Source organism: Patiriisocius sp. Uisw_047, from assembly GCF_047730165.1.
GTDB lineage: Bacteria > Bacteroidota > Bacteroidia > Flavobacteriales > Flavobacteriaceae > Patiriisocius.
Genome location: NZ_CP159834.1, coordinates 723,926 through 747,833 on the forward strand (window position 1 = coordinate 723,926; position 23,908 = coordinate 747,833).

General features: G+C 37.0%; 20 protein-coding genes. 8 read left to right on the top strand and 12 right to left on the bottom strand.

Going from position 1 to position 23,908, the window contains the following annotated elements; genetic code table 11:
- Positions 1–29 precede the first annotated feature (29 nt).
- Entirely contained in the window at positions 30–494 is a 465-nt protein-coding gene (locus ABXT71_RS03255) for a CBS domain-containing protein (RefSeq protein ID WP_415372416.1), read from the top strand.
- Between the two features lie 34 nt (positions 495–528).
- Here ABXT71_RS03255 and ABXT71_RS03260 read toward each other — a convergent pair whose 3' ends face one another.
- From ABXT71_RS03260 to ABXT71_RS03275, 4 genes are all read right to left on the bottom strand, one after another.
- Entirely contained in the window at positions 529–885 is a 357-nt protein-coding gene (locus ABXT71_RS03260; protein ID WP_415372417.1) for a hypothetical protein, read from the bottom strand.
- Positions 886–981: 96 nt separating this feature from the next.
- The gene (locus ABXT71_RS03265; protein WP_415372418.1) at positions 982–1,443 is read right to left on the bottom strand and encodes a hypothetical protein; all 462 of its coding nucleotides are present in this window, start codon (positions 1,441–1,443) and stop codon (positions 982–984) included.
- 176 nt (positions 1,444–1,619) lie between these two features.
- Positions 1,620–6,179 carry a M36 family metallopeptidase gene (locus tag ABXT71_RS03270; protein WP_415372419.1) on the bottom strand — a complete coding sequence of 1,520 codons (4,560 nt, stop codon included), beginning with the start codon at positions 6,177–6,179 and terminating at the stop codon, positions 1,620–1,622.
- 227 nt (positions 6,180–6,406) lie between these two features.
- The gene (locus ABXT71_RS03275; protein ID WP_415372420.1) at positions 6,407–6,541 is read right to left on the bottom strand and encodes a T9SS type A sorting domain-containing protein; all 135 of its coding nucleotides are present in this window, start codon (positions 6,539–6,541) and stop codon (positions 6,407–6,409) included.
- Positions 6,542–7,304: 763 nt separating this feature from the next.
- On the opposite strand from ABXT71_RS03275, the gene ileS reads away from it, so the two are divergent.
- Genes ileS through ABXT71_RS03295 form a run of 4 tightly spaced genes read left to right on the top strand, consistent with a single transcriptional unit; the run spans position 7,305 to position 12,455 of the window.
- A complete protein-coding gene (ileS, locus tag ABXT71_RS03280; RefSeq protein WP_415372421.1) occupies positions 7,305–10,703 on the top strand; it encodes an isoleucine--tRNA ligase in 3,399 nt (1,132 codons plus the stop codon).
- 2 nt (positions 10,704–10,705) lie between these two features.
- Positions 10,706–11,083 carry a TraR/DksA family transcriptional regulator gene (locus ABXT71_RS03285; RefSeq protein WP_415372422.1) on the top strand — a complete coding sequence of 126 codons (378 nt, stop codon included), beginning with the start codon at positions 10,706–10,708 and terminating at the stop codon, positions 11,081–11,083.
- A 55-nt stretch (positions 11,084–11,138) separates the two neighbouring features.
- The gene (locus tag ABXT71_RS03290; protein WP_415372423.1) at positions 11,139–11,765 is read left to right on the top strand and encodes a hypothetical protein; all 627 of its coding nucleotides are present in this window, start codon (positions 11,139–11,141) and stop codon (positions 11,763–11,765) included.
- Between the two features lie 60 nt (positions 11,766–11,825).
- Complete coding sequence (locus ABXT71_RS03295) at positions 11,826–12,455, top strand: lipoprotein signal peptidase (RefSeq protein ID WP_415372424.1); 630 nt, start codon at positions 11,826–11,828, stop codon at positions 12,453–12,455.
- 80 nt (positions 12,456–12,535) lie between these two features.
- Here the strand turns inward: ABXT71_RS03295 and ABXT71_RS03300 are convergent, their stop codons facing one another.
- The 8 genes from ABXT71_RS03300 to ABXT71_RS03335 form a co-directional block, all read right to left on the bottom strand.
- Entirely contained in the window at positions 12,536–13,669 is a 1,134-nt protein-coding gene (locus ABXT71_RS03300) for an ATP-binding protein (RefSeq protein ID WP_415372425.1), read from the bottom strand.
- A 52-nt stretch (positions 13,670–13,721) separates the two neighbouring features.
- Positions 13,722–14,132: a DUF2752 domain-containing protein gene (locus tag ABXT71_RS03305; protein ID WP_415372426.1), complete on the bottom strand. Its 411-nt coding sequence runs from the start codon at positions 14,130–14,132 to the stop codon at positions 13,722–13,724.
- Positions 14,133–14,408, bottom strand: a complete 276-nt coding sequence (locus tag ABXT71_RS03310; RefSeq protein WP_415372427.1) for a CD225/dispanin family protein — start codon at positions 14,406–14,408, stop codon at positions 14,133–14,135.
- Positions 14,409–14,442: 34 nt separating this feature from the next.
- Positions 14,443–15,003 carry a 5-formyltetrahydrofolate cyclo-ligase gene (locus tag ABXT71_RS03315; RefSeq protein WP_415372428.1) on the bottom strand — a complete coding sequence of 187 codons (561 nt, stop codon included), beginning with the start codon at positions 15,001–15,003 and terminating at the stop codon, positions 14,443–14,445.
- On the bottom strand, positions 15,003–16,004 hold the full coding sequence (locus tag ABXT71_RS03320) for a succinylglutamate desuccinylase/aspartoacylase family protein (protein WP_415372429.1): 1,002 nt from the start codon (positions 16,002–16,004) through the stop codon (positions 15,003–15,005). The genes ABXT71_RS03315 and ABXT71_RS03320 overlap by 1 nt, the downstream gene beginning before the upstream one ends.
- Positions 16,005–16,013: 9 nt before the next feature.
- Complete coding sequence (gene rimK, locus ABXT71_RS03325; RefSeq protein ID WP_415372430.1) at positions 16,014–16,889, bottom strand: 30S ribosomal protein S6--L-glutamate ligase; 876 nt, start codon at positions 16,887–16,889, stop codon at positions 16,014–16,016.
- Positions 16,890–16,900: 11 nt separating this feature from the next.
- Positions 16,901–17,359 (bottom strand): ATP-dependent zinc protease, encoded by a 459-nt coding sequence (locus tag ABXT71_RS03330; protein ID WP_415372431.1) that lies wholly within the window; start codon positions 17,357–17,359, stop codon positions 16,901–16,903.
- 69 nt (positions 17,360–17,428) lie between these two features.
- Positions 17,429–18,376: an ATP-grasp domain-containing protein gene (locus ABXT71_RS03335; protein ID WP_415372432.1), complete on the bottom strand. Its 948-nt coding sequence runs from the start codon at positions 18,374–18,376 to the stop codon at positions 17,429–17,431.
- A 77-nt stretch (positions 18,377–18,453) separates the two neighbouring features.
- On the opposite strand from ABXT71_RS03335, the gene uvrC reads away from it, so the two are divergent.
- The 3 genes from uvrC to ABXT71_RS03350 are packed head-to-tail and all read left to right on the top strand — an operon-like array spanning position 18,454 to position 23,751.
- The gene (uvrC, locus tag ABXT71_RS03340; RefSeq protein ID WP_415372433.1) at positions 18,454–20,256 is read left to right on the top strand and encodes an excinuclease ABC subunit UvrC; all 1,803 of its coding nucleotides are present in this window, start codon (positions 18,454–18,456) and stop codon (positions 20,254–20,256) included.
- A gap of 48 nt (positions 20,257–20,304) precedes the next feature.
- Positions 20,305–22,533 (top strand): patatin-like phospholipase family protein, encoded by a 2,229-nt coding sequence (locus tag ABXT71_RS03345; protein ID WP_415372434.1) that lies wholly within the window; start codon positions 20,305–20,307, stop codon positions 22,531–22,533.
- Between the two features lie 57 nt (positions 22,534–22,590).
- Positions 22,591–23,751: a homogentisate 1,2-dioxygenase gene (locus tag ABXT71_RS03350; protein ID WP_415372435.1), complete on the top strand. Its 1,161-nt coding sequence runs from the start codon at positions 22,591–22,593 to the stop codon at positions 23,749–23,751.
- The last annotated feature ends 157 nt before the right edge of the window (positions 23,752–23,908 follow it).

The following is a 23,908-nucleotide window of genomic DNA, read 5'->3' on the forward strand; positions in this document are numbered from 1 at the left end:
TATCTTCCATAGCATAAAATCCTCTGAATATGGCAATTAAAAGTTTTCAAGGCAAGCGCGCAAAACCAACAAAAGGTGGAGCTTCAAAAATTAAAGTTTCAGACTACATGAGTCGCAATCTTATCACGTTTTCACCAGATCAATCTGTGATGGATGTGATGAATATTTTAATAAAAAAGAAGATCTCTGGAGGGCCCGTAGTGAATGAAAAAAATGAACTACTCGGGATTATTTCTGAAGGAGATTGTATGAAAGAGATTAGCAATAGTCGCTATCACAATCATCCTATGCAAGATGTAAAAGTGAAAGATCATATGGCTACTGCTGTAGAAACACTAGAAGGAAATATGAACGTATTTGATGCTGCAGACAAGTTTCTATCTTCCCGAAGAAGGCGATTTCCTATTCTAGAAAATGGCAAGCTGGTTGGTATTATTAGCCAGAAAGATGTGCTGAAAGCAGCGATTGAGATGAAGGGGCAGACCTGGCAGTAAAAATGTACTTGTTTTAAAGCCTCCACAACAAAAGTTAAAGCGGAATATCTACTTTAACGATCAAATACCAGTCATTATCTAATTCAAGATATCCTTGGTCGTAAACATAATAGTATGTTGATCCTGTTTTTGTAATGTATTGTCCAGTAAAGAACTTAAAACTAAAACCGTGTTTAAGGAGCGTCTCTTTCTTTGTTTTGGTTTTATCCTTCGCATTTAACTTCGTGAGGATTCTATGATTCTTTCGTAGTCTGTTGTTAATATTCCTAACTAAGTTACTTTGATCTTTATTGAGATTGTTATTGCACGCATTGCGACATGCGTCGCTACAGAATTTTTTATCTGCGCGACCTAAAATACGGTTTCCACATTCTGGGCACTCTTTTTCCATCTCTTTTACAATTTACGATCCTAGACTTTGAAGGTGCGTTTTATACTTCTCTAGTTCCCCATTTTTTAAATAACAATCTCCAATCGTTAATCAATCCTATTTAAATTCTACGTCCAGCTGTCTACCTTCTGCTACTGCTTTTTTGTCCATTTTTGAGCCTATCGCCATCCCGATAGCCATACCTATTGGCAATCCTATTCCCAGTAAGCCCATATTACCCATTATGGCGCCAAATACAACACCTAAAGGAACGCCATAAATAGTCATGCCTAAAATTAACCAAGTGTTTCGATAATGATTTTTAGGGACGATTTTTAAGTCATTTTCTATGCGCTTCACGATTGCAGTTCGTTTCTTACAGAGCTGTTTTTTAAATTCCTTTCCTGAATCTGAAATTAAATTTACGGCATCAACCTGCGTATTAATAAAACTATTAATCTCGTCTGGCAAGGCTCTAATGTTTAACTCAGTAAGCAGCTTTTTAAAATTCATATAAGCGGAATTCAGTTTTGCATTTTCTGCAATGTCGTTCCGTTCATTCAGCTCTTTTAATATCATAATTTACTTACTTTTTTATTCTTCATCTATTCTTGTTTGCTTAAATCAAAGCGATATGTTTGGTTTAAAGATATAAAAATAGATTTAATCCAAAGTTGCTTCACTTCTTCTCACACAATAAAAAAGCCTCTAGAAAAATCTAGAGGCCTGATTAACGTATTTGCTTATATAACCGATTACTTTTTCACAATGCGTTTAATGATAGATCCATCTTGAGTTTCAATATTTATAAAATAAACAGCGCTACTCATTTCTGAAAAATCTAGCGTGTAAGATTGTGCTTTTAAGTTTCTAACTTGCTTCACTGTTCTACCTTGAACATCTCTTACAATGATATTATTAATTTCAAGATTAGGTGATTGTATTATCACTTGCCCTTCTGTAGGGTTAGGACTCACAGAGATATTCTGCAAGCTTACTTCGGAAATATCAAGTACATTCCTATCTGTAAAACTCAACGTAAAACGGTTATTATAAACACCAGCATTTGCTGCAAACTCATATTCAGACTCAGAAAGATTAACTTTTAACCCTGTTAAATGATCTTCTAAGTATACTGTGTATCCTTCTATATTTGAACCTTCTAGCTGTTTAATACTTATGTTATAAGTGTCAACTTCTTCATTCAAAGTAGAGAATCCAAGTGATACTTCTTTATCCTCACTCAAAGCTTCCCTTGCTTGTATCCCAAGCAGGCTATTTTCATTTTCTATATGAGAATACAAAGAAAGAAACTTTGCAATTTGCTCACTATCATAACCTTGATCAAAACCTTCTGTAGCATTGTCTGTAAATGCAATTAACGTTTCAGAAGAAAGATCGTTTGTCTTACTTACTACATTTAACCAAATTCTATCTCGCAGCAGATCTGTAGTTCTTAAGGTGTTATTACCTGTAGTCACACGCATCGAATTATTAAACGTTGCTGTACCTGCTGCCGTGGCTTTTACACCAAAACCCTGTGATGTTGCTATAAAACCATTTGGGGTCATTCCGCCATTGGTAGCTACTGTACCTGCGCCGATGCCGCCAGATAGGTTATACATCGAAATATCCTCCATGCTAAAGTTCGCAGTATTACCTCCAGGAAACGATTGGCTTGGAGTAGTAATGTGTTCCCAGAAATACACTTCGTCAATTTCACTATTTGCGTTTATAAACAACTCAGCATCAATAGCAGAAGCATAAGGATTCGATAACATGTTAGGGCTTGAGTTTTTATCAATGTGGAAATCCAATGCGTAGGAAACAATTCCATTATTTAAAGTTCCTTGATTAAAAACTAAATTATAGGTGCTATTTCCGTCTTGTAAACTAGCTTGTGGAGACACTAGATATGCTTCTGCAGGATTAATAGTTCCTGTGTAATGCGACCAATCGTTAAAGTTATCATCCATAAAATTAGCCACTATATTAGGGGCATAAAAAGCATCTACTAATGGGTCTGGGAAGAAATCTAATGTTGCGTGGTCCATCACTCTAAAAGATGCGTTGTGCACTCCATCCCTAGTTTCCGCAGTCATTGGACTACCAGAGATGATAAAATCTCTTGGCTTTAAAAGAGGAGTTGTTACGTTCACATTAATGGTTCCGTTATTAGTTACTGAAGCTGCATCATTTACCTGCACGAAACTTCCCGTGTGCGCGATCAATAATTGAGCGCCTGTATTTACTTTTAGGTTTCTTTCAATCTTTACATAATTATCTGATGTAATAGACAAGTTTGCATTCATCTCACAAGAACAAACGTCTAAGCTTCCTATCACACTTGTTATATAAGGAGCATTTATAATTGCCTTACTTGAAGCAGATGGAGCTACATCCCAACCTCCCGCGTTATAAGTAGAGGTTGGACCAACAATGGTAACGGTTAAATCACAATTACCTATCCCGATACCGTTATCTGCGCTTATGGTTACTATAGTATCGCCAATATCATTGCAGGTAAAAACAGTCTGACTAGCACTTACAACGCTAGGGCTGCCACATTCACCCGTTATTGTCGTCGAAGAAATGTTTCCGCTAAAATTTGTTGATCCATCTGAGTTTGTATGTACTTCTGTCCAATTGGCCTCTGCAAATTGCCCATGAAATCCTGGTAAAAAATTAGTAATCGTGCTTGTTGCGCTTCCAAAACCGTTGTCATCGGTCTTAACAGTAAAACCAAATACATCACCATTGCTCAATGAAAGACTAGAATTTGCACTTGCCGGGTAAGCAGCAGCATTACTTAAGTTAGTGAATGTTCCATTTAAAGTATAACCAAAATCATCAAAGCCTGGATTGTCAGTTGATTCAAACAACCAATCAAATGATATATTAACTGATTGTGATATTGACACTTGCATAGTAGTTGTTCCAGAACTATTAGAACCAATATTGCTACCTACAACAGCTAGAGTACCTGGAATAATCAAAGCTAGAGGGTCGTAAATTGCCATCCCTGCACCATCTAAGGTGAGCGTGACGTTCATACAAGAAACAACCGGAACACCATCTGTGACATTAATGGTTGCCATTGCCATTGTAGCAGTACAAGGATCTGTATAGGTAATCGTATTCATACCTACACTAGCCGCACTAGCATCAAAAGAAAAGGTAAGTCCGTCTCCTCCATCCGTAACGTTAGGACCGCTATATATTCCGCCAATAAGAGTACCCCCGGTTAACCCAGCTACAACTCCTTCACTCATACAGATTAGTATTCTGCTTGGAGCGAATGCAGCCACGGGAATATCAAAAGCTTCTACCCCATCAGTTCTGTTATCCGATGATCCCTGTGAGGCGCCAAAACCTAAACCACGTTTGGCAAAGGCTGTCCAAATTAGACACTGATTTACACCTCCGTTCAATGCCAAGTCCGCAGCTAATATTGCATCGCGACCATCAACAAAACCAGGGCTTGTCGGAGTTAACTTCAATCCTTCAGTCACCAATTTAATTGCGGTATTATTCCCTCCTGTACCGGTATATAAATTTGGGTCAAAACCGTCTCGTATTATAAGGGCCTGAGCCATTTCATATAACATAGTAGCCCAGATAAATCCTATTCCGTGAGGCCGTGATATCTGGCCAGTATTTGCAACTCCAGAATACGTCCAAGGATTGGTAGTTAAATTTGTACTATAAGGCGCATTACGAATTCCGCCTCCCGTAGAACCTAAATCAAACAAAAAGTTTCCTATTGCTCTATCACTAGAGGCATTTGTTGCATTCATAGTAAGCATATAGCCATAAAAATCGCTCCATCCTTCTCCCATTTGTTCCATGTTTTGTAATCCATTAGCGACTCCAGGGCCTCCAACTAATCTGTTCGAAATACCGTGCGCATATTCGTGAATAATAACATTGCTGTCAAAATCTCCGTCATTATGATCCGGAGTAGGACCGGCGTCACAAATGTACATTTGCATTCTTGGATTACCTCCATCAGCAGGAGTACCAAAGTTGGCATTACATCTATTCGAACCCGTAGATGTTAAATTAGCGCTATCCTGTGCTTGAGCATCTACACTATCTCCTCCAGCTCCCCCATTTGCAAAGTTGTTTTCCTGAAAATTCCCTGCCGCTTCATCAAACCCATATGGATACATTAGGTCATGGATAATATTATTCCAGTAGAACAAATTCGTAATTGCTGCGTCTTCAGATTGTTCGGCAGCACTGTAAATTGGATTTCCTCCAGGCTCTGTTGCATCAAATGCATAATTAAAAATCAAACCAGCTGCCGATTGCGGGGTATGATCTGCTTCAGTGCCAATATCATCATTATCTCCATCATCGTAGGCGGCCGCATTATTACCCTTGGTATAAGTATATGAGGTCGTTCCAACATCGTGCCAGCCTAATGGAGATGCCGTTGCATTAGCCGGGCTCACTTCCATGGTTCGTGGACCATCATACGGGTCTTCTTTCGGCAATGCAAACACATTATATGTTTGAACCAACGCACTATTCTCTTCATTTACAGTATAAACAGGTGAAGCCGATTTTATTTCAGCAATCTTAAGTGCTTTATTTTTAGCCATTGCTTTATGTCCTTCTTCACTATGATCTCCCATAACATTGCAACTTGCCGTCCAGTTGTCTTTGTCGATGATTCTTCCTGAAGACGCATCGACTCTAAAATTCCACCAGTCCGGTGTGTTTTTTTCCATAACTGAAAGCTCCCAAACCATGGTTGTGCCCAATCCTTCCTTAAAATAATACATCAACTTCACAGGAATGTCTCTATTCGATATTCCAGCTCCATTAAAAACTCCCTTTTGGTTTGACCCAGTAGCATTTTCAAGTCGCTGAAGGTTCGATAGATTGTACCCCATTTGTTGTGAAACACCGGCAATAGCCTGTTCTGCCGTAATACTTGCCGTAGCATTCTTCATGGACGCATCTATATTAGCTACAAAGTTTACATGAGCCATAATCGTCTTGCCCGCGGCATCACTATGGAGGCTAGATTCAGTCCCGCACACTTCCATACCGTTAATCGCTTGTCTTACATAAGTATGTGTAATACCACTTAATTTGCTGGTATGTGTTCCGGTAATTACCAACTCATTAGAAGATTTTTGCAGCAGCAGCTGTTCTAAATATCCTTGTGAAGTAATTTTTGAATAATTGTCGCCTCTTTTATTCTGAGCAATTAATGATATGCTCATAATAAGTAGTACCCCAATAAAAATAAGGGTTTTATTCATGTGTGAATTACTAATACTGGCAGAATAATTGTTTTTCATAATAATAAGATTTAAAATAAGCTGACACTAAAATACGCTCGGTAATATTTACAAAAGAGTTTTAAAAGTCTAGGTACAACATAATAGCTTCCGGTAAAAATAACTTATTAAAAGTTCTAGGACTACGTATAAACACCTAATTACATATAAATATGTTAATCACTAAAAACAAAAATCCCCAGAAAAATCTCGAGGCTCAAATTAATTATTCTAGATAAAATAAGACATTACTTTTTCACAATGTGTTTAAGGGTAGATCCTTTAGCAGTTTCAATTTTTATAAAATAAACAGCGCTACTCATTTCTGAAAAATCTAGCGTGTAAGATTGTGCTTTTAAGTTTTTAACTTGTTTAAAGTTCATTCCCAGTCGCTCCATCACTTGCTCTAAAGAATATTTTATTATTTGAATCGGTCAATCCAGTAGGTGAAGAAGTGGCAGTGCTAGTGTTAATAGCTTTTACCAAAGTGGTCCCCGCCTCTGTTCCATCACTTTTCTAGAGTTCTCCCCCATTAGTTTAATCATCTGCCTTAGTAAATAAGACGCCCCTAGATTCGGCCGATCCCAAAGTTGAAAAACCTTATCACTCATTTCTAATCTGTGTTAATGTTTAGAATTTACAAGAGGATTGTTAATTAGTTTTTTGTTTACAACACATTTCTGATTTATAGTAAAGACAGAAGTCCTTTTATATGTATGCTAGATATAAATGGAGGAAAATTACGATACTCCAGTTTTATAGAAGATGGACAAAGATGTCCACGCTTTTTGGTTTTTCAGTTTTGTCATTTTTAAATTCGTGAAAGCTCCGAATTCAAATTTATTTGTTTCTATCAATCAAGACTTTTTGAGAAACCGTTTTTAACTGGTTTTTATTCTATTTTAATACTAAAAAAACAAACCAGGCTACTCCTTTCATAAATATCTTAGGTATGAGATAGTGCTTCTACATTTCTTATTTACTTGATAATTCTAAGTTGAATAAGTCCTTGTATAATTTGAACTAAATTTTCAATCAAAATTCCGTAATTTCGCATCCTTAAATCACAGGGCTAATTATTATTTATTTCTGTTGAATGAATTACATTTTAGAAATTATAAAAATTACCATTTTACAGGCATAGCTATGGCAAAACAATTTAACGTGTACAAAGGGTTAAACCTCCCAGAATTAGGAGAGGACATACTCAAATTCTGGAAAGAAGAAAACATTTTTGAAGAGAGTATTGCCATTCGTGAAGGTGCCGAGCCTTTTGTGTTTTTTGAAGGACCTCCCTCTGCAAATGGAATGCCTGGTATCCACCACGTGATGGCGCGCGCCATCAAAGATATTTTTTGTCGTTACAAAACTCAAAAAGGGTTTAAAGTGGATCGTAAAGCAGGATGGGATACCCACGGTTTACCAATAGAACTTGGTGTAGAGAAAGAATTGGGGATTACTAAAGAAGATATCGGTAATAAAATATCTGTTGAAGATTATAATGATGCCTGTCGTAAAGCAGTAATGCGCTATACAGACGTCTGGAATAAAGTAACCGAAGAATATGGTTATTGGGTAGATATGGAAGATCCATACATCACCTATAAGCCAAAATATATGGAAACCGTGTGGTGGTTATTAAAGCAAATCTACAACAAAGACTTACTTTATAAAGGCTACACCATACAACCGTATTCGCCAAAAGCGGGTACAGGATTAAGTAGTCATGAATTAAACCAACCAGGCACCTATCAAGATGTTACAGATACGACAGTCGTGGCTCAGTTTAAGGCCGTGGAAAGCTCATTACCAGACTTCCTAAAAAAATACGATAACCTTAATTTTATTGCTTGGACAACAACACCCTGGACATTGCCTTCTAACACGGCATTAACAGTAGGACCTAAAATTGACTATGTTGTTGTTGCGACCTATAATCAATATACTTTTGAACCTGTTCACGTGATTCTTGCAAAGGCACTTGTTGGGAAACAATTTAAAGGAAAATACGAACAAACAGAAGACCTTGATGTATTAAAAAGCTATACCAAAGAGGCTAAAAAGATTCCGTTTTTTGTTGCTGAAACGTGCAAAGGAACAGACCTTTTAGAAATACGTTACGAACAGTTATTAGACTACGCTGCACCAGACGCAGGGGTAGAAAACGCCTTTAGAGTAATCGCAGGAGATTTTGTAACAACAGAAGATGGAACAGGAATCGTGCACACGGCGCCTACTTTTGGGCAAGATGATGCGATGGTAGCCAAGCAGGCTGTGCCAGAAGTGCCGCCTATGCTCGTAAAAGATGAGAACGATAATCTAGTACCTCTTGTAGATTTACAGGGAAGGTTTAGACCAGAACTAGGTGAGTTTGCAGGAAAGTATGTCAAGAATGAATACTATGATGACGGTAAAGCACCAGATAAGAGTGTTGATGTAGAGTTAGCAATCAAACTTAAAATAGAAAACAAAGCATTTCATGTAGAGAAATATGTACACAGTTACCCTAACTGCTGGCGTACGGACAAACCCATCTTATATTACCCATTAGATTCTTGGTTTATTAAAGTGACCAACTTTAAAGATAGAATGCACGAGTTGAACAAGGGCATCAACTGGAAACCTAAATCAACGGGAGAAGGACGTTTTGGCAACTGGCTTGCAAACGCAAATGACTGGAATTTATCTCGCTCACGTTATTGGGGAATACCATTACCACTATGGCGTACAGAAGACGGTACAGAAGAAATCATCATAGGGAGCATAGAAGAACTAAAGGCCGAAATGCAAAAGGCAGTAGCTGCAGACATGATGACTTCGGAAATGTTCCAAGATTTTAAAGTAGGTGACTTTTCCGAAGAAAATTATGACAAAGTTGATTTGCATAAAAACATAGTTGATGATATCGTTTTGGTTTCTGCAAGTGGAAAACCAATGAAGCGCGAGGCAGATTTAATTGACGTTTGGTTTGATAGTGGCTCTATGCCATATGCACAATGGCACTACCCTTTTGAAAACAAAGAGAAAGTAGAAACTACATGGCGCAAAGCAGATTTTATAGCAGAAGGCGTGGATCAAACGAGAGGATGGTTCTATACTATGCACGCTATCGCCACCATGATATTTGATGATGTAGCCTATAAAAACGTAGTTTCGAATGGGCTTGTACTTGATAAAAACGGACAGAAAATGTCTAAGCGATTGGGCAATGCCGCAGATCCTTTTGACATTCTAAAAAAATATGGTCCAGACGCAACGCGCTGGTATATGATTAGTAATGCAAATCCATGGGACAATCTTAAGTTTGACGTTGAAGGTATTGGTGAAGTACGTAATAAATTTTTTGGAACTTTATACAATACCTATAGCTTCTTTAGCTTGTATGCGAACCTTGACAACTTTGACTATAGCGAAGCAGACATTGCACTAGAAAAACGCCCAGAAATAGACCGCTGGATTCTAAGTGAATTAAACACCTTAATCGCCACAGTTGACGAAGCATTTACAGACTATGAACCTACCAAAGCGGCAAGAGCCATACAAAACTTTGTAGGCGAGAACTTGAGTAACTGGTTTGTGAGACTTAGTAGAAGACGCTACTGGAAAGGAAGCTATGGAGAAGATAAAATATCTGCCTACCAAACGCTGTATACATGCTTATGGACAGTGTCAAAATTAGGCGCACCTATCGCTCCATTTTTTATGGATAGACTTTATCGTGACCTAGTTGCAGTGACTGGGGATGGAGAGAAATCTGTACACTTAAGTGATTTCCCAGTGAGTGATCCTAGTTTTATTGACAAGGACTTAGAGCACAAAATGCAAAAGGCGCAAACGGTTTCTTCTTTGGTACTTTCATTACGCCAGCGTGAAAAAATTAAAGTAAGACAACCACTTCAGAAAATCATGATTCCTGTACTAGATGATAGAGAGAGAGAAGAGATAGAAGCCGTAAGTGATTTGATTAAAAGCGAAGTGAATGTTAAGGAGATTGAATTGATTGATGAAGGCTCTGGAATTCTCGTAAAGCAGATTAAACCCGACTTCAAAAAGTTAGGGCCTCGTTTTGGGAAAGACATGAAGCAGGTAGCTGCGGCAATCAATACGTTTGGCCAAGAAGAAATAGCCACCTTAGAAAAAGATGGTGAAATTCCGCTTTTACTTAGCGAAAAAAGTGTTACATTGAGGCTTGAAGACGTGGTGATTAGCTCACAAGATATCGAAGGATGGCTAGTAGCAAATAATAAAGGAATTACGGTAGCGTTAGATATTACGATCACAGAAAGTCTGAAAAATGAAGGGATTGCACGTGAGCTAGTAAACAGAATACAGAACATTAGAAAAGATACTGGTTTTGAGGTAACAGATAGAATAAAAGTGACCATTCAAAATCAAGAAGCACTTGAAAAAGCAGTGCAAGAAAATTTAGAATACATTAAACAAGAAACCCTAACAGAAATACTTGGTTTTAGTCCTTCTATAACAAATGGAACAGAAATTGCGTTTGATGATATAGAAACACAATTGAGTGTTGAAAAAATTTAATTATGAACGAACAGAGAGTACGATATACAGAAGCACAACTTGCAGAATTTAAAACTTTAATACAAGCTAAAATAGTAAAAGCGCAGGAACAATTTGAGCTTATAGAAAGCGCCTATAGAAACGACAGTGATAATGGAACAAATGACACATCACCTACGTTTAAGGCCTTTGATGAAGGTAGCGAAGTGATGAGTAAAGAAACGGCTTCGCAACTGGCTATTCGTCAAGAAAAATTTATTCGTGACCTGAAAAATGCATTAATCCGTATAGAGAATAAGACTTACGGTGTGTGTCGTGTGACTGGAAAATTAATAAATCCAGAGCGCCTTAAACTAGTGCCACACGCAACCTTAAGCATCGAAGCAAAAAATATGCAGTAGCATTTTAATATCTATTTTATTCAAGCCAATCATTTTAATCCGATTGGCTTTTTTTATGACGAAATTTTTTGGACTTATACTAGTACTATTGTGTACGACTTCCCTCTTTTCTCAAAAAGTGATGGAAAAGCAACTAGATATTTCAGAAATAAAACGAATAGAACTTTTTGCCGACGCTGTATTTAAAATAAAAATCACCACGTCAAAAACAAAAACCCTTACAATTCACACTGCAGTTGAAGGAGAATATGCAGAGAGTGTAGTACTTGATATAAAACGCTCACTTTCTACATTAACTATTACGCCTGGGCTGACTCCATTTTTTACTAAAAAAAATGATAAACTCGCAGCTCACAAAGTGATGGCGATAGAACTTGAGATTATTATACCAGAAAATCTATATGTGACTATTTATTCAACACTAGCATCGCTCCATTGCTCCGGGTATTTTAAGTACTTTCAGGCCTATCTAGAATCGGGTAATTGTAATATATCTACCTATCAAGGCGATGGCTTTATCCAGACAAAAAGCGGGAATATAATCATTAATGCCATCGAAGACCTTAGTGTTCAAACCTATTCTAAATCTGGTTTAATTAGTGGAAAGACAAATAAAGCACAGTTGTATACATTAGAAATAAAGACCCTATCTGGAGATATTAGCATACTTGAAACCAATTAATATCGCTATTTTTACCACCCTTAAAACTAGGGTTCACATTTTAGAAATAAGATTGCATATATGTCATTAAAAAAAGCCTACCTCATCATAATTCTAATTCTAATTATAGATCAAATCTCTAAGATCTATATTAAGACTCACTTTTTTTTGGGCGAAGAAATAGATGTGTTTTCTTGGTTTAAAATTCACTTTGTAGAGAACAAAGGGATGGCTTGGGGTGCTCAAATCCCGGGAGAACATGGGAAACTCATTCTTACCCTTTTTAGAATTGTGGCTATTGCCGGTATTGCCTGGTGGCTCAAGGATTCTATCAAGAAAAAAGGCACGAGAATATTAATCGTTGCCATCTCACTTATTTTTGCAGGTGCGTTTGGTAACATTATCGACTCTGTATTTTATGGAGTCCTCTTTGATACAAGCACTTCTCAAGTGGCACATTTTTTACCAGAAGCTGGAGGGTATAGTACCCTTTTTCATGGTCACGTGGTAGATATGTTCTATTTCCCTATGTTTCAAGTCGTACTGCCAGCCTGGATCCCATTTGTAGGTGGAGATTACTTTACGTTTTTTGACCCCGTATTTAATGTGGCAGATACTGCAATAAGTACAGGTGTTGGTATGCTACTTGTGTTTCACAAAAAGACATTCCCTAGCACAAAAAAAGAAGTTGAAGTATCTACAGAAGCCTAAGCCATTATTCACATTAGGAATATATACCGAAACAAGGATTAGAAAATTGAGGGGTGGTACTTAGTCAGTTTAACGAATGATTAGAACCTAATATTAAATGTAGTGTTTTTATCTAGAACACTTTCGACTTCTATGATACCGCCTAAAGATTCAACTTGATTACGGGTCATATAAAGACCCATTCCTGTTGTATTTGCGTTATTATGAAACGTCTGGTGCATGCTAAATATTTGATCCCCAAAAGCCTCTAGGTCAATCCCTAAACCGTTATCCTTGATTAGAAGGCAACCATTATCATCATCATCATAGTAAGTACAAATTTGAATGGTGGAGTTTCTATTAGGATGCTTATTTCTCAATGCATTTACTAAAAGATTTTGAAGTATACTTTCTAGATAAGGCTCTATATGTTCCACTTCAGGGAATTCTGTAAAATCTACAAAAAGATCTGCTTTAGCTCCTTTAATTTCGTTTTCTAGCGTAGTACTTACACGATCATAAACATCTTGAAATTTGATGATTTTTCTATAATCTAGATTCGTATTTTTAACAGAAATAATTTCATTTAAATCGGTGATTGTTTTATTTAAATTGTCTGGAATATTAGAAAGACGGTTCATGGATTCGTCAGTTTCAGAAGTGCTATCATCATTCATACCCATAAGTTCAAGGGATAACTGAATATTATTTGTGTGTGATTTTAAGTTATGTGAAACAATATAAGTAAAGTTCTGTAAACGATTCTTTTGCTCCTCTATCGTTTTTAATGAAGCTTCTAACGCTAGCTCTTTCTTTTTTTGTTTGTCTATATCTACAAACACTCCATAAATACCGCTTATCTTTCCATCTTCTCGATATCGAGGTCTTCCAGTTGCTTTTACCCAAAATGGTTTTTTGTCATATGCGAGCATCTTAATATCAATATTAAAAGAGACTCCATCTGCGCACTCTAAAAAAGTTTTAGCAGCGTATTTTTTGTGTTCTCCTTCTACATAAAACTCAATTAACTTATTTAAGGAAGGCCTATAATTTTTAGGAACTCTTAAAATAGCTCTCGCTGTCGGGTCTAAATTAGATCTTTTATTTTCGAAATCTATACTCCAACCACCTGCACCTATGAGCGCGGCAACCTCTTTATAATAACTAGTATCAAAAGACTGGAAGGACTTCTCTTTTAAAACCACACTACGCCTGTTTTGAGTCAAGATATTCATACGTATTCAAATTTTGAAAAGCGAAATATACAATAACAAATCAATTTGTAGGTTAATTCTTACTTGACAATAACGTGAATGGGTAGGCATTTATATTTCTCGCAATAGCAAATAAGATAGCTAAACCAAAGTAACCATAGATAAATCGCTTATCATAAAACAGCATTACCCGATGCGAGCCGTCAAATAAATAATTATAAATTTTTGTCCCTAACCCGTATCCTATTAAAGGGATAGAGAGTATCAAAAACGGATTGAGGCCAAAGGCGCTCTTAAGATTTCCATGAAGCAATTGATGTATCGCTCGTTGTGATCCACAACCAGGACACTCTAGGCCAGTCACATAGCGCAATGGACAAGGCACAAAGAAAGAAGTGTCGCCGGGATTAAAATAAAAGTAAATACTCCCAAGGCCCAAGAAGACCAAGAGAATACAAGATAAAAAAATTCCATTCTTAAGCATCTAACAAAGTACCTGCGACTCCAAAATATATTTCATAATCATAAACAGAACAACTAGAATAATTGGGAATGATACAGCAGACCAAATAGCATACTTCTTTGCATCATCTGCCGATTTTTGGGCACTTTCGGTATCGCCTAAGGCCCACAATTTTTTTACTTTAGCAGCTTTTATAATAGAGACAATCCCTAATGGCAGACAACACATAACAGTTGTTAATATAGCCCAAACCAAATGGTTTTCTGGGGGCCGTCCTTGTGGTGTTATATTTTCCATTTTATACGCTTTAAAGTGCAAAATACTACCTTTCCTAGAAAGTTGTCGTGTTTTCTGGTGTAACTATAAAGTCTAATGGAATATCTGTTGCGTTTTTTTCAATACGCTCTTCAGCCTTAAAGAATGACAGTCCCACTAAGATTATGTCATTACTACATTGTGCCAAAAAACGATCATAAAACCCCTTCCCATAGCCTATTCTATTGCCTTTTACATCATACGCTAGCAGTGGCACAAAGACCACTTCTATTTGGGAGGTCGCTATTTCTATACCGTCTACAGGTTCTGGGATTCCGTATTCTGAAATTTTAATTAGAGTGTTTTCCTGCAATAAAATATGCTTCATTGTGAGTGCTTTAAAATCTGTTTTTGATAGGATGACAGATTTATCTTTGCCTTGTAGAATATGTAACAAATATTCTGTGTTGACTTCCTTTTTATCTTGAATAGGTAGATAAATATGAAAATAGTTTGCCTCCCAAATTGGTAATTTTAATGCCTGGTTTGCAATAGCAAGGCTCAAATCTTCTCTAGCAGCTTCAGAGAGCCGAGAACGTTTTTCTTTGTATTTTTTACGTAATTCTTGCTTATCCATCAATCTTCACTTTCTTGATCGTTTAAAATTTCTTTAGTACTCACTGTAGAAAGGTGAAATATCGCATCGCCTTGATTTACAATGGGTGCTTGATTTATGTTGATAATGTAACCTTCATTAGGCGCAGTAACCTTAATTCTCATTTTTCCATAAGGATCAGTTATTGTTGCTAAGAACTCACCCTTTTGAACGTGTTTATTGCAATCAATCTTTACGTGAAGTAAACCACTTTTCTGCGCGCGTACCCATCTACTTTTTGAAATAACCACAGGTGCTGCTTTTTTCTCTGGAACCACCGTTTTTTCGTTGAGCATCTCAAGATGAGATAGTATACGTACTACTCCATCTACTCCATCTTTCACAATATATTTGTTGCTTTCGAGTGATTTTCCGCCTTCAAAAAGTAGTACAGGAATTCCCATTTTTTCACAGGTAGCTCGATAGCTTTTTTCAATACTCGCAGAGTATACTGTAAATGGAGCGCAAAAAATATTTGCCAGGTTTTTTAACGCCTCTTGTTTTGGTGCAATACGTATCTGAGAAGCATTAAAACGTTGCGCTCCTCCGGTATGAAAATCGAAGCAATAATCTGCAAACGGTAAGATTTCTTTAGAAAAATGATAGGCAACTCTACTCGCTAAGGAGCCTGTTTTTGTTCCTGGAAAAACGCGGTTAAGATCACGACCATCTGGAAATGCTCTACTCGCATTTAAAAACCCAAAAATATTGAGAATAGGAATACAAATGATGGTTCCGCGCGCTGGTTTGTTAATCTTATTTGCAATAATCTGGCGAACAATCTCAACGCCATTTATTTCATCACCATGAATTCCAGCTGTTAGTAAAACTGTTGGCCCAGGTTCTTTTGCGCGCTCCACGATAATTGGAATTTCCACATTAGTAGACGTATAAAGTTTTGCAAAACTAAAATTAATGGTCTTGCTCTGCCCAGGGGCTATCTTTTCGCTTAATATGATTAAGTCTTGGTAAGAAGTTGACATATAATCTAATTAATCTACGTTACGTTCTATGTACTTTATAATTATGGATGCAATATCTTTTCCCGTGGCATTCTCGATACCTTCTAGTCCAGGTGAGCTATTTACTTCGAGGATTAAAGGCCCTCTTGAAGATTGTAACATGTCAACCCCTGCAACCCCTAGGCCCATCGCTTTTGCTGCTTTTAGCGCCGCAGTTTCCTCTTCATCAGATAATTCAATCACATTTGCAGAACCACCCCTGTGTAGGTTACTTCTAAACTCGCCTTCTTTTCCCTGACGTTTCATGGCACCTACTACTTGACCATCCACAATAAATGCTCTAATATCTGCTCCACCGGCTTCTTTAATAAATTCTTGAACGATTACTCTTGCTTGTAAATTATTAAAGGCTTCCATAACAGACTCGGCTGCTTTTTTGGTTTCTGCCAGGATTACTCCTATCCCTTGTGTTCCTTCTAATAATTTTATAATTACAGGGGCACCACCTGCTAGATCCACAACTTCTTCTACATTTTTAGAATAGTTGGTAAAAATCGTTTTAGGTAAACCAAGACCCGCACGCGATAGTATCTGAAGACTACGTAATTTATCTCTTGACCGCACCAAAGCAACAGACTCTGTTGTTGTAAAACAATGCATCATCTCAAATTGTCTTACTACCGCTGTACCATAAAAAGTAACTGAAGCTCCAATACGAGGTATCACTGCATCTACTTTTTCTATTGTTCGACCTTTATATAAAACCACCGGACGTTTTTTTTCTATAACGATATCGCACTTGGTATGATTGATTACCTCCACATCGTGATTTCTTTTTATAGCTGCTTCTACTAAACGTTTTGTTGAATATAGATCTGGATTTGCCGATAGTATTTTAATATTCATTATTTGGTGTGTTATATATCGCCATCATTGGCTAATTTTTTCTTTAAAAATTTTTGTTTAAGTTTTTGAGATAGATTTGTTCTATTAATATCTACTAGAAAACGCTTGGTTAAAAACTTGCGCCCAATAAGCACTGGAAATTTCATTTCTTTGCGATCACTCAATGTCAAGAATATAGGATATATTTTACCATAAAGAAGTATTTCTGTTAAAATCCTATAGCGTACTTGGGTTTGTCCATTACTACTTTTTACCACTCGCACATCATATTTTTCAAAAACAAACTCCTTGTTATGATAATTCTCATGCTCCTCATCAAGAAAGCGACATTTTAGAAGATGATCTTCTACTCTCATTTCTTGACAATGAATAGATGATGTATACGCACCAGTATCAATCTTGATGTCTATATCACTTAAATGCAGTAAAGGAAAATCTACTTGGTCTGTACGTCCTATTTTACGTTTCAATGCTGCTGAAATTTTAATAGGTGGAAAGATACTAAAAAGCCATTAACGACTTCGCTAGGGTTAGAAATATTAGGGTATGTTTAATGACGCGGTTTTTTCTACATATTCAATGATAGCTCCAGCAACCGAAATACCAGATGCAGTCTCTATTCCCTCTAACCCAGGGGTCGAATTTACTTCTAGAATTAACGGCCCTCGTTTAGACTGTAAAATATCTACACCACATACATCTAACTGTAACGCTTTTGCCGCACCGATAGCGACTTCCCTTTCTCTATCTGAAAGAAGATATGTTGTTGCGCTCCCTCCTTGATGCAAATTACTTCTAAAGTCATTATCTTTTGAAGAGCGCTTCATCGCAGCAATTACTTTATTGCCAACGACGATAGCTCTAATGTCTGTTCCTCTAGACTCTGCAATAAATTCTTGCATCACAAAACGCGTTCTCAACCCTTGAAGAGTTTCAACCGTTGAAAGGGCGTTCGTGTAATTCTCACAGAGGATCACCCCATTGCCGTGCGTGCCTTCTAGAATTTTAATAATCACTTGCCCGTTTCCAAAATCTTTTAAAAAGTCTTTTAAATAAGCAGGGGATCCTAATGTCGTTTTAGGCAAGGGCAACCCTGCTTTTGCCATCAATTGAAAACTAATCCACTTATCTCTAGACTGCGAGATCCCCAAAGATGAAGCCGCAGTATACACGTCCATAGCCTCAAAATGTCGCAGGATAGAAGTGCCGAAATAAGTGTTTAAAACCCCTATTCTTGGGATGATGGCATCAATATCATTAATTACTTCATTGTGATATTGCAATAACACTTTATTGTTTTCTATTAATACATTACAATAGGTGGGATCTATTACTTCTACGTCGTGATTTCTTTTTTCTGCAGCAGCCACTAAACTCTGTGTAGAGTAGAGCAGTTCGCTTGTAGATAGGATGGCGATGTTCATTTGATAGTTATGAGTGCCGCAAGTTACAGAAAAGCCACTATACTTTAATCTTAATTTCTGCACTTATAAAAATGAAAAAATAACAATATTACAGGTCATTAAAATTTCAGAAAGAAGAATATTGCTTTTATCTTTACGCTATGGCAGAAGCATCTTTAAAACTACAAGTATCTACGCTCCCCAGTACCCCGGGTGTGTATCAATACTATGATAAAGATGGCACATTACTATACATAGGCAAAGCAAAAAATCTTAAAAAACGGGTTCAGAGTTATTTTAACAAGGAACATGAAAATGCCAAAACACGTATATTAGTACGAAAAATTAGAGATATAAAACACATTGTTGTCGAGACCGAAACAGATGCTTTGCTGCTGGAAAACAACCTTATAAAAAAATACCAGCCCAGATATAACATACTACTTAAGGACGATAAAACCTATCCTTGGATTTGTATTAAAAACGAACGCTTTCCTAGAGTGTTTTCTACACGTCGACTCATAAAAGATGGCTCAGAGTATTTTGGACCGTATACAAACTTCAAGACCGTTCATGCGCTGCTAGATTTAATAAAAGGGCTTTATCCTTTGCGTAATTGTAACTATGACCTAGCCGAAGATAAAATACGAAACAATAAGTATAAAGTCTGTTTAGAGTATCATTTAGGGAATTGCATGGGGCCCTGCGAAGGCTTTTATGCAGAAACCGCATACAACGAAAACATAGAAGCCATTCGCAATATCTTAAAAGGGAATTTTAAAGAATCACTCCTTCTTTTTAAAAAACAAATGTATCGGTTTGCAGATGACCTCTTATTTGAAGATGCGCAAAAAGTGAAAGAAAAAATAGATGCGCTTGAGAACTACCAGTCAAGGTCGATGGTGGTGCACCCCACGATTAGTAATGTCGATGTATTTTCTATCATTAGCGATGAGAGTTATGCATATGTCAATTATTTACAAGTAAGCTACGGCGCCATCATACGAAGTCACACCCTAGAAATAAAAAAGAAGTTGGATGAGACTGACGAGGCCTTATTAGAACTTTCTGTGGTAGAATTACGACAACGTTTTAATTCTCTTTCAAAAGAGCTTTTTGTGCCATTTTCAATAAGCGTTGAGCTAGGCGTCAAACTGCACATCCCTAAAGTAGGCGATAAAAAGAAAATCCTAGATCTCTCCATCCGCAATGCTAAATATTACAGACTAGAACGCTTTAAGCAGTCAAAAATAGTAGACCCAGACCGTCATGAAAAACGAATCATGGCGCAGATGAAAAAAGATTTACGCCTTTCTGAAGAGCCTCGGCATATTGAGTGTTTTGACAATAGTAACATACAAGGATCAAACCCTGTTGCCGCTTGCGTTGTATTTAAAGATGGAAAGCCAAGCAAAAAAGACTATCGTAAGTTTCATATCAAAACAGTAGAAGGTCCTGATGATTTTGCTTCTATGGAAGAGGTAGTTTACAGAAGATACAAAAGACTCCAAGAAGAGAAACAACCCTTACCGCAATTAATCATTATTGATGGTGGAAAAGGGCAATTATCTTCTTCTTTAAAAGCGTTAGATGATCTTGGTTTGAGAGGCAAGATTGCTATCATTGGGATTGCAAAAAGACTTGAAGAGTTATTTTATCCAGACGATCCTATCCCATTATATCTTGATAAAAAATCGGAGACTTTAAAAATTATCCAGCAATTACGTAACGAAGCACACCGCTTCGGGATTACCTTTCACCGCCAATTAAGAAGTAAAGAAGCACTCAATACAGCACTAGAAACAATTCCTGGAATTGGCGAAAAAACAGTCATAGAATTATTGAGACATTTTAAAAGTCATAAACGCATAGGGGAAGCTTCTTTTGACGACCTTGCAAAAGCAATAGGCGCCAGCCGAGCACAGAAAGTAAAAGCTTATTTTCAATCTTTGCCCTCCAATTAAAATAGAATCCCTATTTTACTGTTAGTAATTAATATCTCATTTACATTCTTGAAAAAGCTCATCTTAATATTTCTATTTTTCCCACTGTGTTTTTACGCACAAGAAGAAAAGGCACAAGATGCAAAAGTAGGCCTTGTATTAAGCGGTGGTGGTGCAAAAGGACTAGCGCATATAGGTGCTATTAAAGCCATTGAAGAAGCAGGGATTCAGATAGATTATATAGGTGGCACTAGTATGGGTGCTATTGTTGGTTCTCTATACGCCTCTGGTTATAATGCCCACCAGTTGGATTCTATCTTTAACACAGTAGATTTTGAAACACTTATTCGAGATGAAATACCGCGTGGCTCTAAAACTTTTTACGAGAAAAACGAGACAGATCGATATGCACTTACGCTTCCATTTGATAATTTTAAATTAGGGCTCCCGTCGGGAATTTCTAAAGGTCAAAACGCATATAACCTATTATCTCGCCTTACGCTGCACGTGCGAGAGCATGAAGATTTTAGTGCATTGCCTATTCCATTTTTATGTGTTGCCACAGATTTAGAAACTGGAGAAGCCGTTATATTAGAATCTGGTTATCTACCTAAAGCCGTTGTTGCCAGTGGTGCGTTACCCACACTTTTTAGTCCAGTAACTATTGATGATCGCATATTAATTGATGGTGGTGTCGTCAATAATTATCCTATAGATGAGTTAAGAGCCAAAGGAATGGATATTATTATAGGAGTAGATGTACAGGATGATCTGCGAGAGAGTAAGGAGATTAACTCTGCCATTCAAGTAATGGTACAGATTAATAATTTTGACACGCAGCGCAATATGCAAGAAAAGCGCAAAAAAACAGATTTATACATTCACCCCGACATCCAGGATTTTTCTGTTGTGTCATTTGCTGAAGGGAAAAAAATAATTGAATCTGGTTATATCGCTGCCGAGACTCAAGAAGATAAACTTGCCGAAATCGCAAGCCAACAACAAAAGGAAGATCGTCCCGAGATAAAATTTCAGAAAGAACAATCATTTTATATTGACAAAGTTCAAATAGAAGGATCACAACGTTATACCAGATCTTATGTACTAGGAAAATTAAAACTTCAGACTCCAAACGAAATAACTTTTAAGCAATTTAATGAGGGTATTAACAATCTCGCAGCTACGGGAAATTACAAGACTATTGATTATCAGCTCATTAAAAAAGAAGCTGGTATATATGATATTGCCTTTTTGCTAACCGAAAGTGAAAACAAACTGCAATTGCGCCTTTCTGCTCATTACGATAACTTGTATAAAACAGCATTTTTAGCCAACGTCACTAGAAAGCGGCTATTTACCAATAATGACATCGCCTCGCTCGATATTATTGTGGGTGACAATCTGCGTTACAAGGCTAATTATTATATAGACAAAGGTTATTATTGGAGCATAGGTTTATCATCTGAGTATAATTTTTTTGACAAAGATGTACCTGTCAGCTTCCTTGCTTCGGAAAATCTAGAAGAAACTCCTACGCTTAATGTGATAGAGATTGAGTATTCAGACTACTCAAACAAACTCTATTTTGAAACCATCATTAAGCGAAATTTCTTAATAGGCATTGGAGCTGAACACAAGCATCTCAAATATTTATCTAGGAATATAGGCGTTGATAAAAATAGAAATCTACAAACAATTTTTGAAAATACTAACTATTATAACGCCCTAGGATATTTAGTTTTTGATAGTTTAGATGACACCTATTTTCCAAAGGAAGGCGTTATTTTTCAAGGAGATTTTAAACTCTATCTTTTTGCCCAAGGAAGAAATGAAGATTTTGAAAGCTTTTCAATTGCTAAGAGTCGTTTTGGGTACGCACATAGTATTTCAAATAAACTCTCGTTCTTTTTCAATACAGAAGGTGGTTTTAAAATAGGCGGCAATGATACAGCGTCTTTCGATTTTTTCTTGGGGGGTTTCGGCTATAAGTCTATAAATAATATTCTACCGTTTTACGGATATGACTCTCTTTCTATTAGGGGAGACACCTACCTTAAGACGTCACTTTCATTTGATTGGGAATTTGCAAGAAAAAATCATTTAACAGCCTTTGGAAATATTGCAAATGTAGGAGAAGATCTTTTTTCTACTGCGCAATGGATTGACGGTATTGATTATAGTGGTTATGGATTAGGCTATGGACTAGAGACCCCATTAGGACCCTTAGAAGTCAAGTATTCATACTCGCCAGAGCGCGATACAACAGAATGGTATGTCTCAGCAGGTTTTAGGTTTTGATTAGCGTCAATTGCTGCTATTTTTTTACGATATTTGTAAGGAATCACACAGGACATTATGCCATTATATCACACTTTAGGAAAAATACCTCATAAGCGCCATACGCAGTTTAGAAAACCGGATGGAACCTTATATAGCGAACAACTTTTTGGAACCATTGGGTTTGACGGAATGTACACAAATATGTACCACGAGCATCGCCCTACTATGGTGAAGGAGATTAAAAAGCAATATAGTGTTGCACCAAAAATTGCCTTAGAAAACAACTTAAAGTCATACCGTTTTAAAGGTTTTCAAGTAAAGCCAGAAGACGACTATCTCGACAGTAGAAAAGCAGTACTTACTAACAGTGATTGCACGATTATTCTTGCCGCACCTAGACACTCCATTAAAGATTATTTCTATAAAAATACAGATGCAGATGAGCTTTTGTTTATCCACAAAGGAACAGGAAAACTTCGTACCCAGTTGGGAAATTTAGATTTTAAATATGGTGACTATTTATTAATTCCGCGCGGGATGATCTACCAGATAGATTTTGACACAGAAGACAATCGCCTATTTATTGTAGAGTCTCGCAGCCCTATTTATACACCTAAAAGATATCGCAATCATTTTGGTCAATTATTAGAGCACTCTCCTTTTTGTGAGCGCGATATTCGCCGTCCTTATGAGCTAGAAACACATGATCAGCTTGGCGATTTTTTATTAAAGGTGAAGAAAAAAGACGAAATCATTGAGATGGTATACGCCGCTCATCCATTTGATGTAGTGGGTTATGATGGTTATAATTACCCATATGCATTCTCTATTCACGATTTTGAGCCTATTACCGGTCGCATTCACCAACCGCCACCAGTACATCAAACCTTTGAGACAAATGCATTTGTGGTTTGCTCCTTCTGCCCAAGATTATATGATTATCATCCAGAAAGTATCCCCGCACCTTACAATCATAGCAATATAGATAGTGACGAAGTGCTCTATTATGTAGACGGTGATTTTATGAGCCGTAATGACATAGAAGAAGGACACATAAGCTTGCACCCAGCAGGAATACCGCACGGCCCGCACCCGGGAGCTGTGGAAAGAAGTATTGGTAAGAAAGGAAGCGATGAACTTGCGGTTATGGTGGACACTTTTAAGCCCCTAATGGTTACCGAAGAAGGAATGAAGCTATCTGATGAGTCTTATCATACAAGTTGGTTAGATCATTAATGAATCTAGATGAGTAATGCTCCAGAAATGTGCTTGTTATAACTAATTAATAAGTACTGAATTGTGGCCTTTTAAAATTATTGATTCAGCTTCAAAACTCAAAACATTTCAGAAATAATTAGAATAACTCCATCTTTTCCACGTTGGAGTTTTTACT

Bases quoted from the DNA above. Each gene is read 5' to 3' on its own strand.
- ABXT71_RS03255 (WP_415372416.1), top strand. From the start codon at position 30: ATGGCAATTAAAAGTTTTCAAGGCAAGCGCGCAAAACCAACAAAAGGT.
- ABXT71_RS03260 (WP_415372417.1), bottom strand. From the start codon at position 885: ATGGAAAAAGAGTGCCCAGAATGTGGAAACCGTATTTTAGGTCGCGCA.
- ABXT71_RS03265 (WP_415372418.1), bottom strand. From the start codon at position 1,443: ATGATATTAAAAGAGCTGAATGAACGGAACGACATTGCAGAAAATGCA.
- ABXT71_RS03270 (WP_415372419.1), bottom strand. From the start codon at position 6,179: ATGAAAAACAATTATTCTGCCAGTATTAGTAATTCACACATGAATAAA.
- ABXT71_RS03275 (WP_415372420.1), bottom strand. From the start codon at position 6,541: ATGAACTTTAAACAAGTTAAAAACTTAAAAGCACAATCTTACACGCTA.
- ileS (WP_415372421.1), top strand. From the start codon at position 7,305: ATGGCAAAACAATTTAACGTGTACAAAGGGTTAAACCTCCCAGAATTA.
- ABXT71_RS03285 (WP_415372422.1), top strand. From the start codon at position 10,706: ATGAACGAACAGAGAGTACGATATACAGAAGCACAACTTGCAGAATTT.
- ABXT71_RS03290 (WP_415372423.1), top strand. From the start codon at position 11,139: ATGACGAAATTTTTTGGACTTATACTAGTACTATTGTGTACGACTTCC.
- ABXT71_RS03295 (WP_415372424.1), top strand. From the start codon at position 11,826: ATGTCATTAAAAAAAGCCTACCTCATCATAATTCTAATTCTAATTATA.
- ABXT71_RS03300 (WP_415372425.1), bottom strand. From the start codon at position 13,669: ATGAATATCTTGACTCAAAACAGGCGTAGTGTGGTTTTAAAAGAGAAG.
- ABXT71_RS03305 (WP_415372426.1), bottom strand. From the start codon at position 14,132: ATGCTTAAGAATGGAATTTTTTTATCTTGTATTCTCTTGGTCTTCTTG.
- ABXT71_RS03310 (WP_415372427.1), bottom strand. From the start codon at position 14,408: ATGGAAAATATAACACCACAAGGACGGCCCCCAGAAAACCATTTGGTT.
- ABXT71_RS03315 (WP_415372428.1), bottom strand. From the start codon at position 15,003: ATGGATAAGCAAGAATTACGTAAAAAATACAAAGAAAAACGTTCTCGG.
- ABXT71_RS03320 (WP_415372429.1), bottom strand. From the start codon at position 16,004: ATGTCAACTTCTTACCAAGACTTAATCATATTAAGCGAAAAGATAGCC.
- rimK (WP_415372430.1), bottom strand. From the start codon at position 16,889: ATGAATATTAAAATACTATCGGCAAATCCAGATCTATATTCAACAAAA.
- uvrC (WP_415372433.1), top strand. From the start codon at position 18,454: ATGGCAGAAGCATCTTTAAAACTACAAGTATCTACGCTCCCCAGTACC.
- ABXT71_RS03350 (WP_415372435.1), top strand. From the start codon at position 22,591: ATGCCATTATATCACACTTTAGGAAAAATACCTCATAAGCGCCATACG.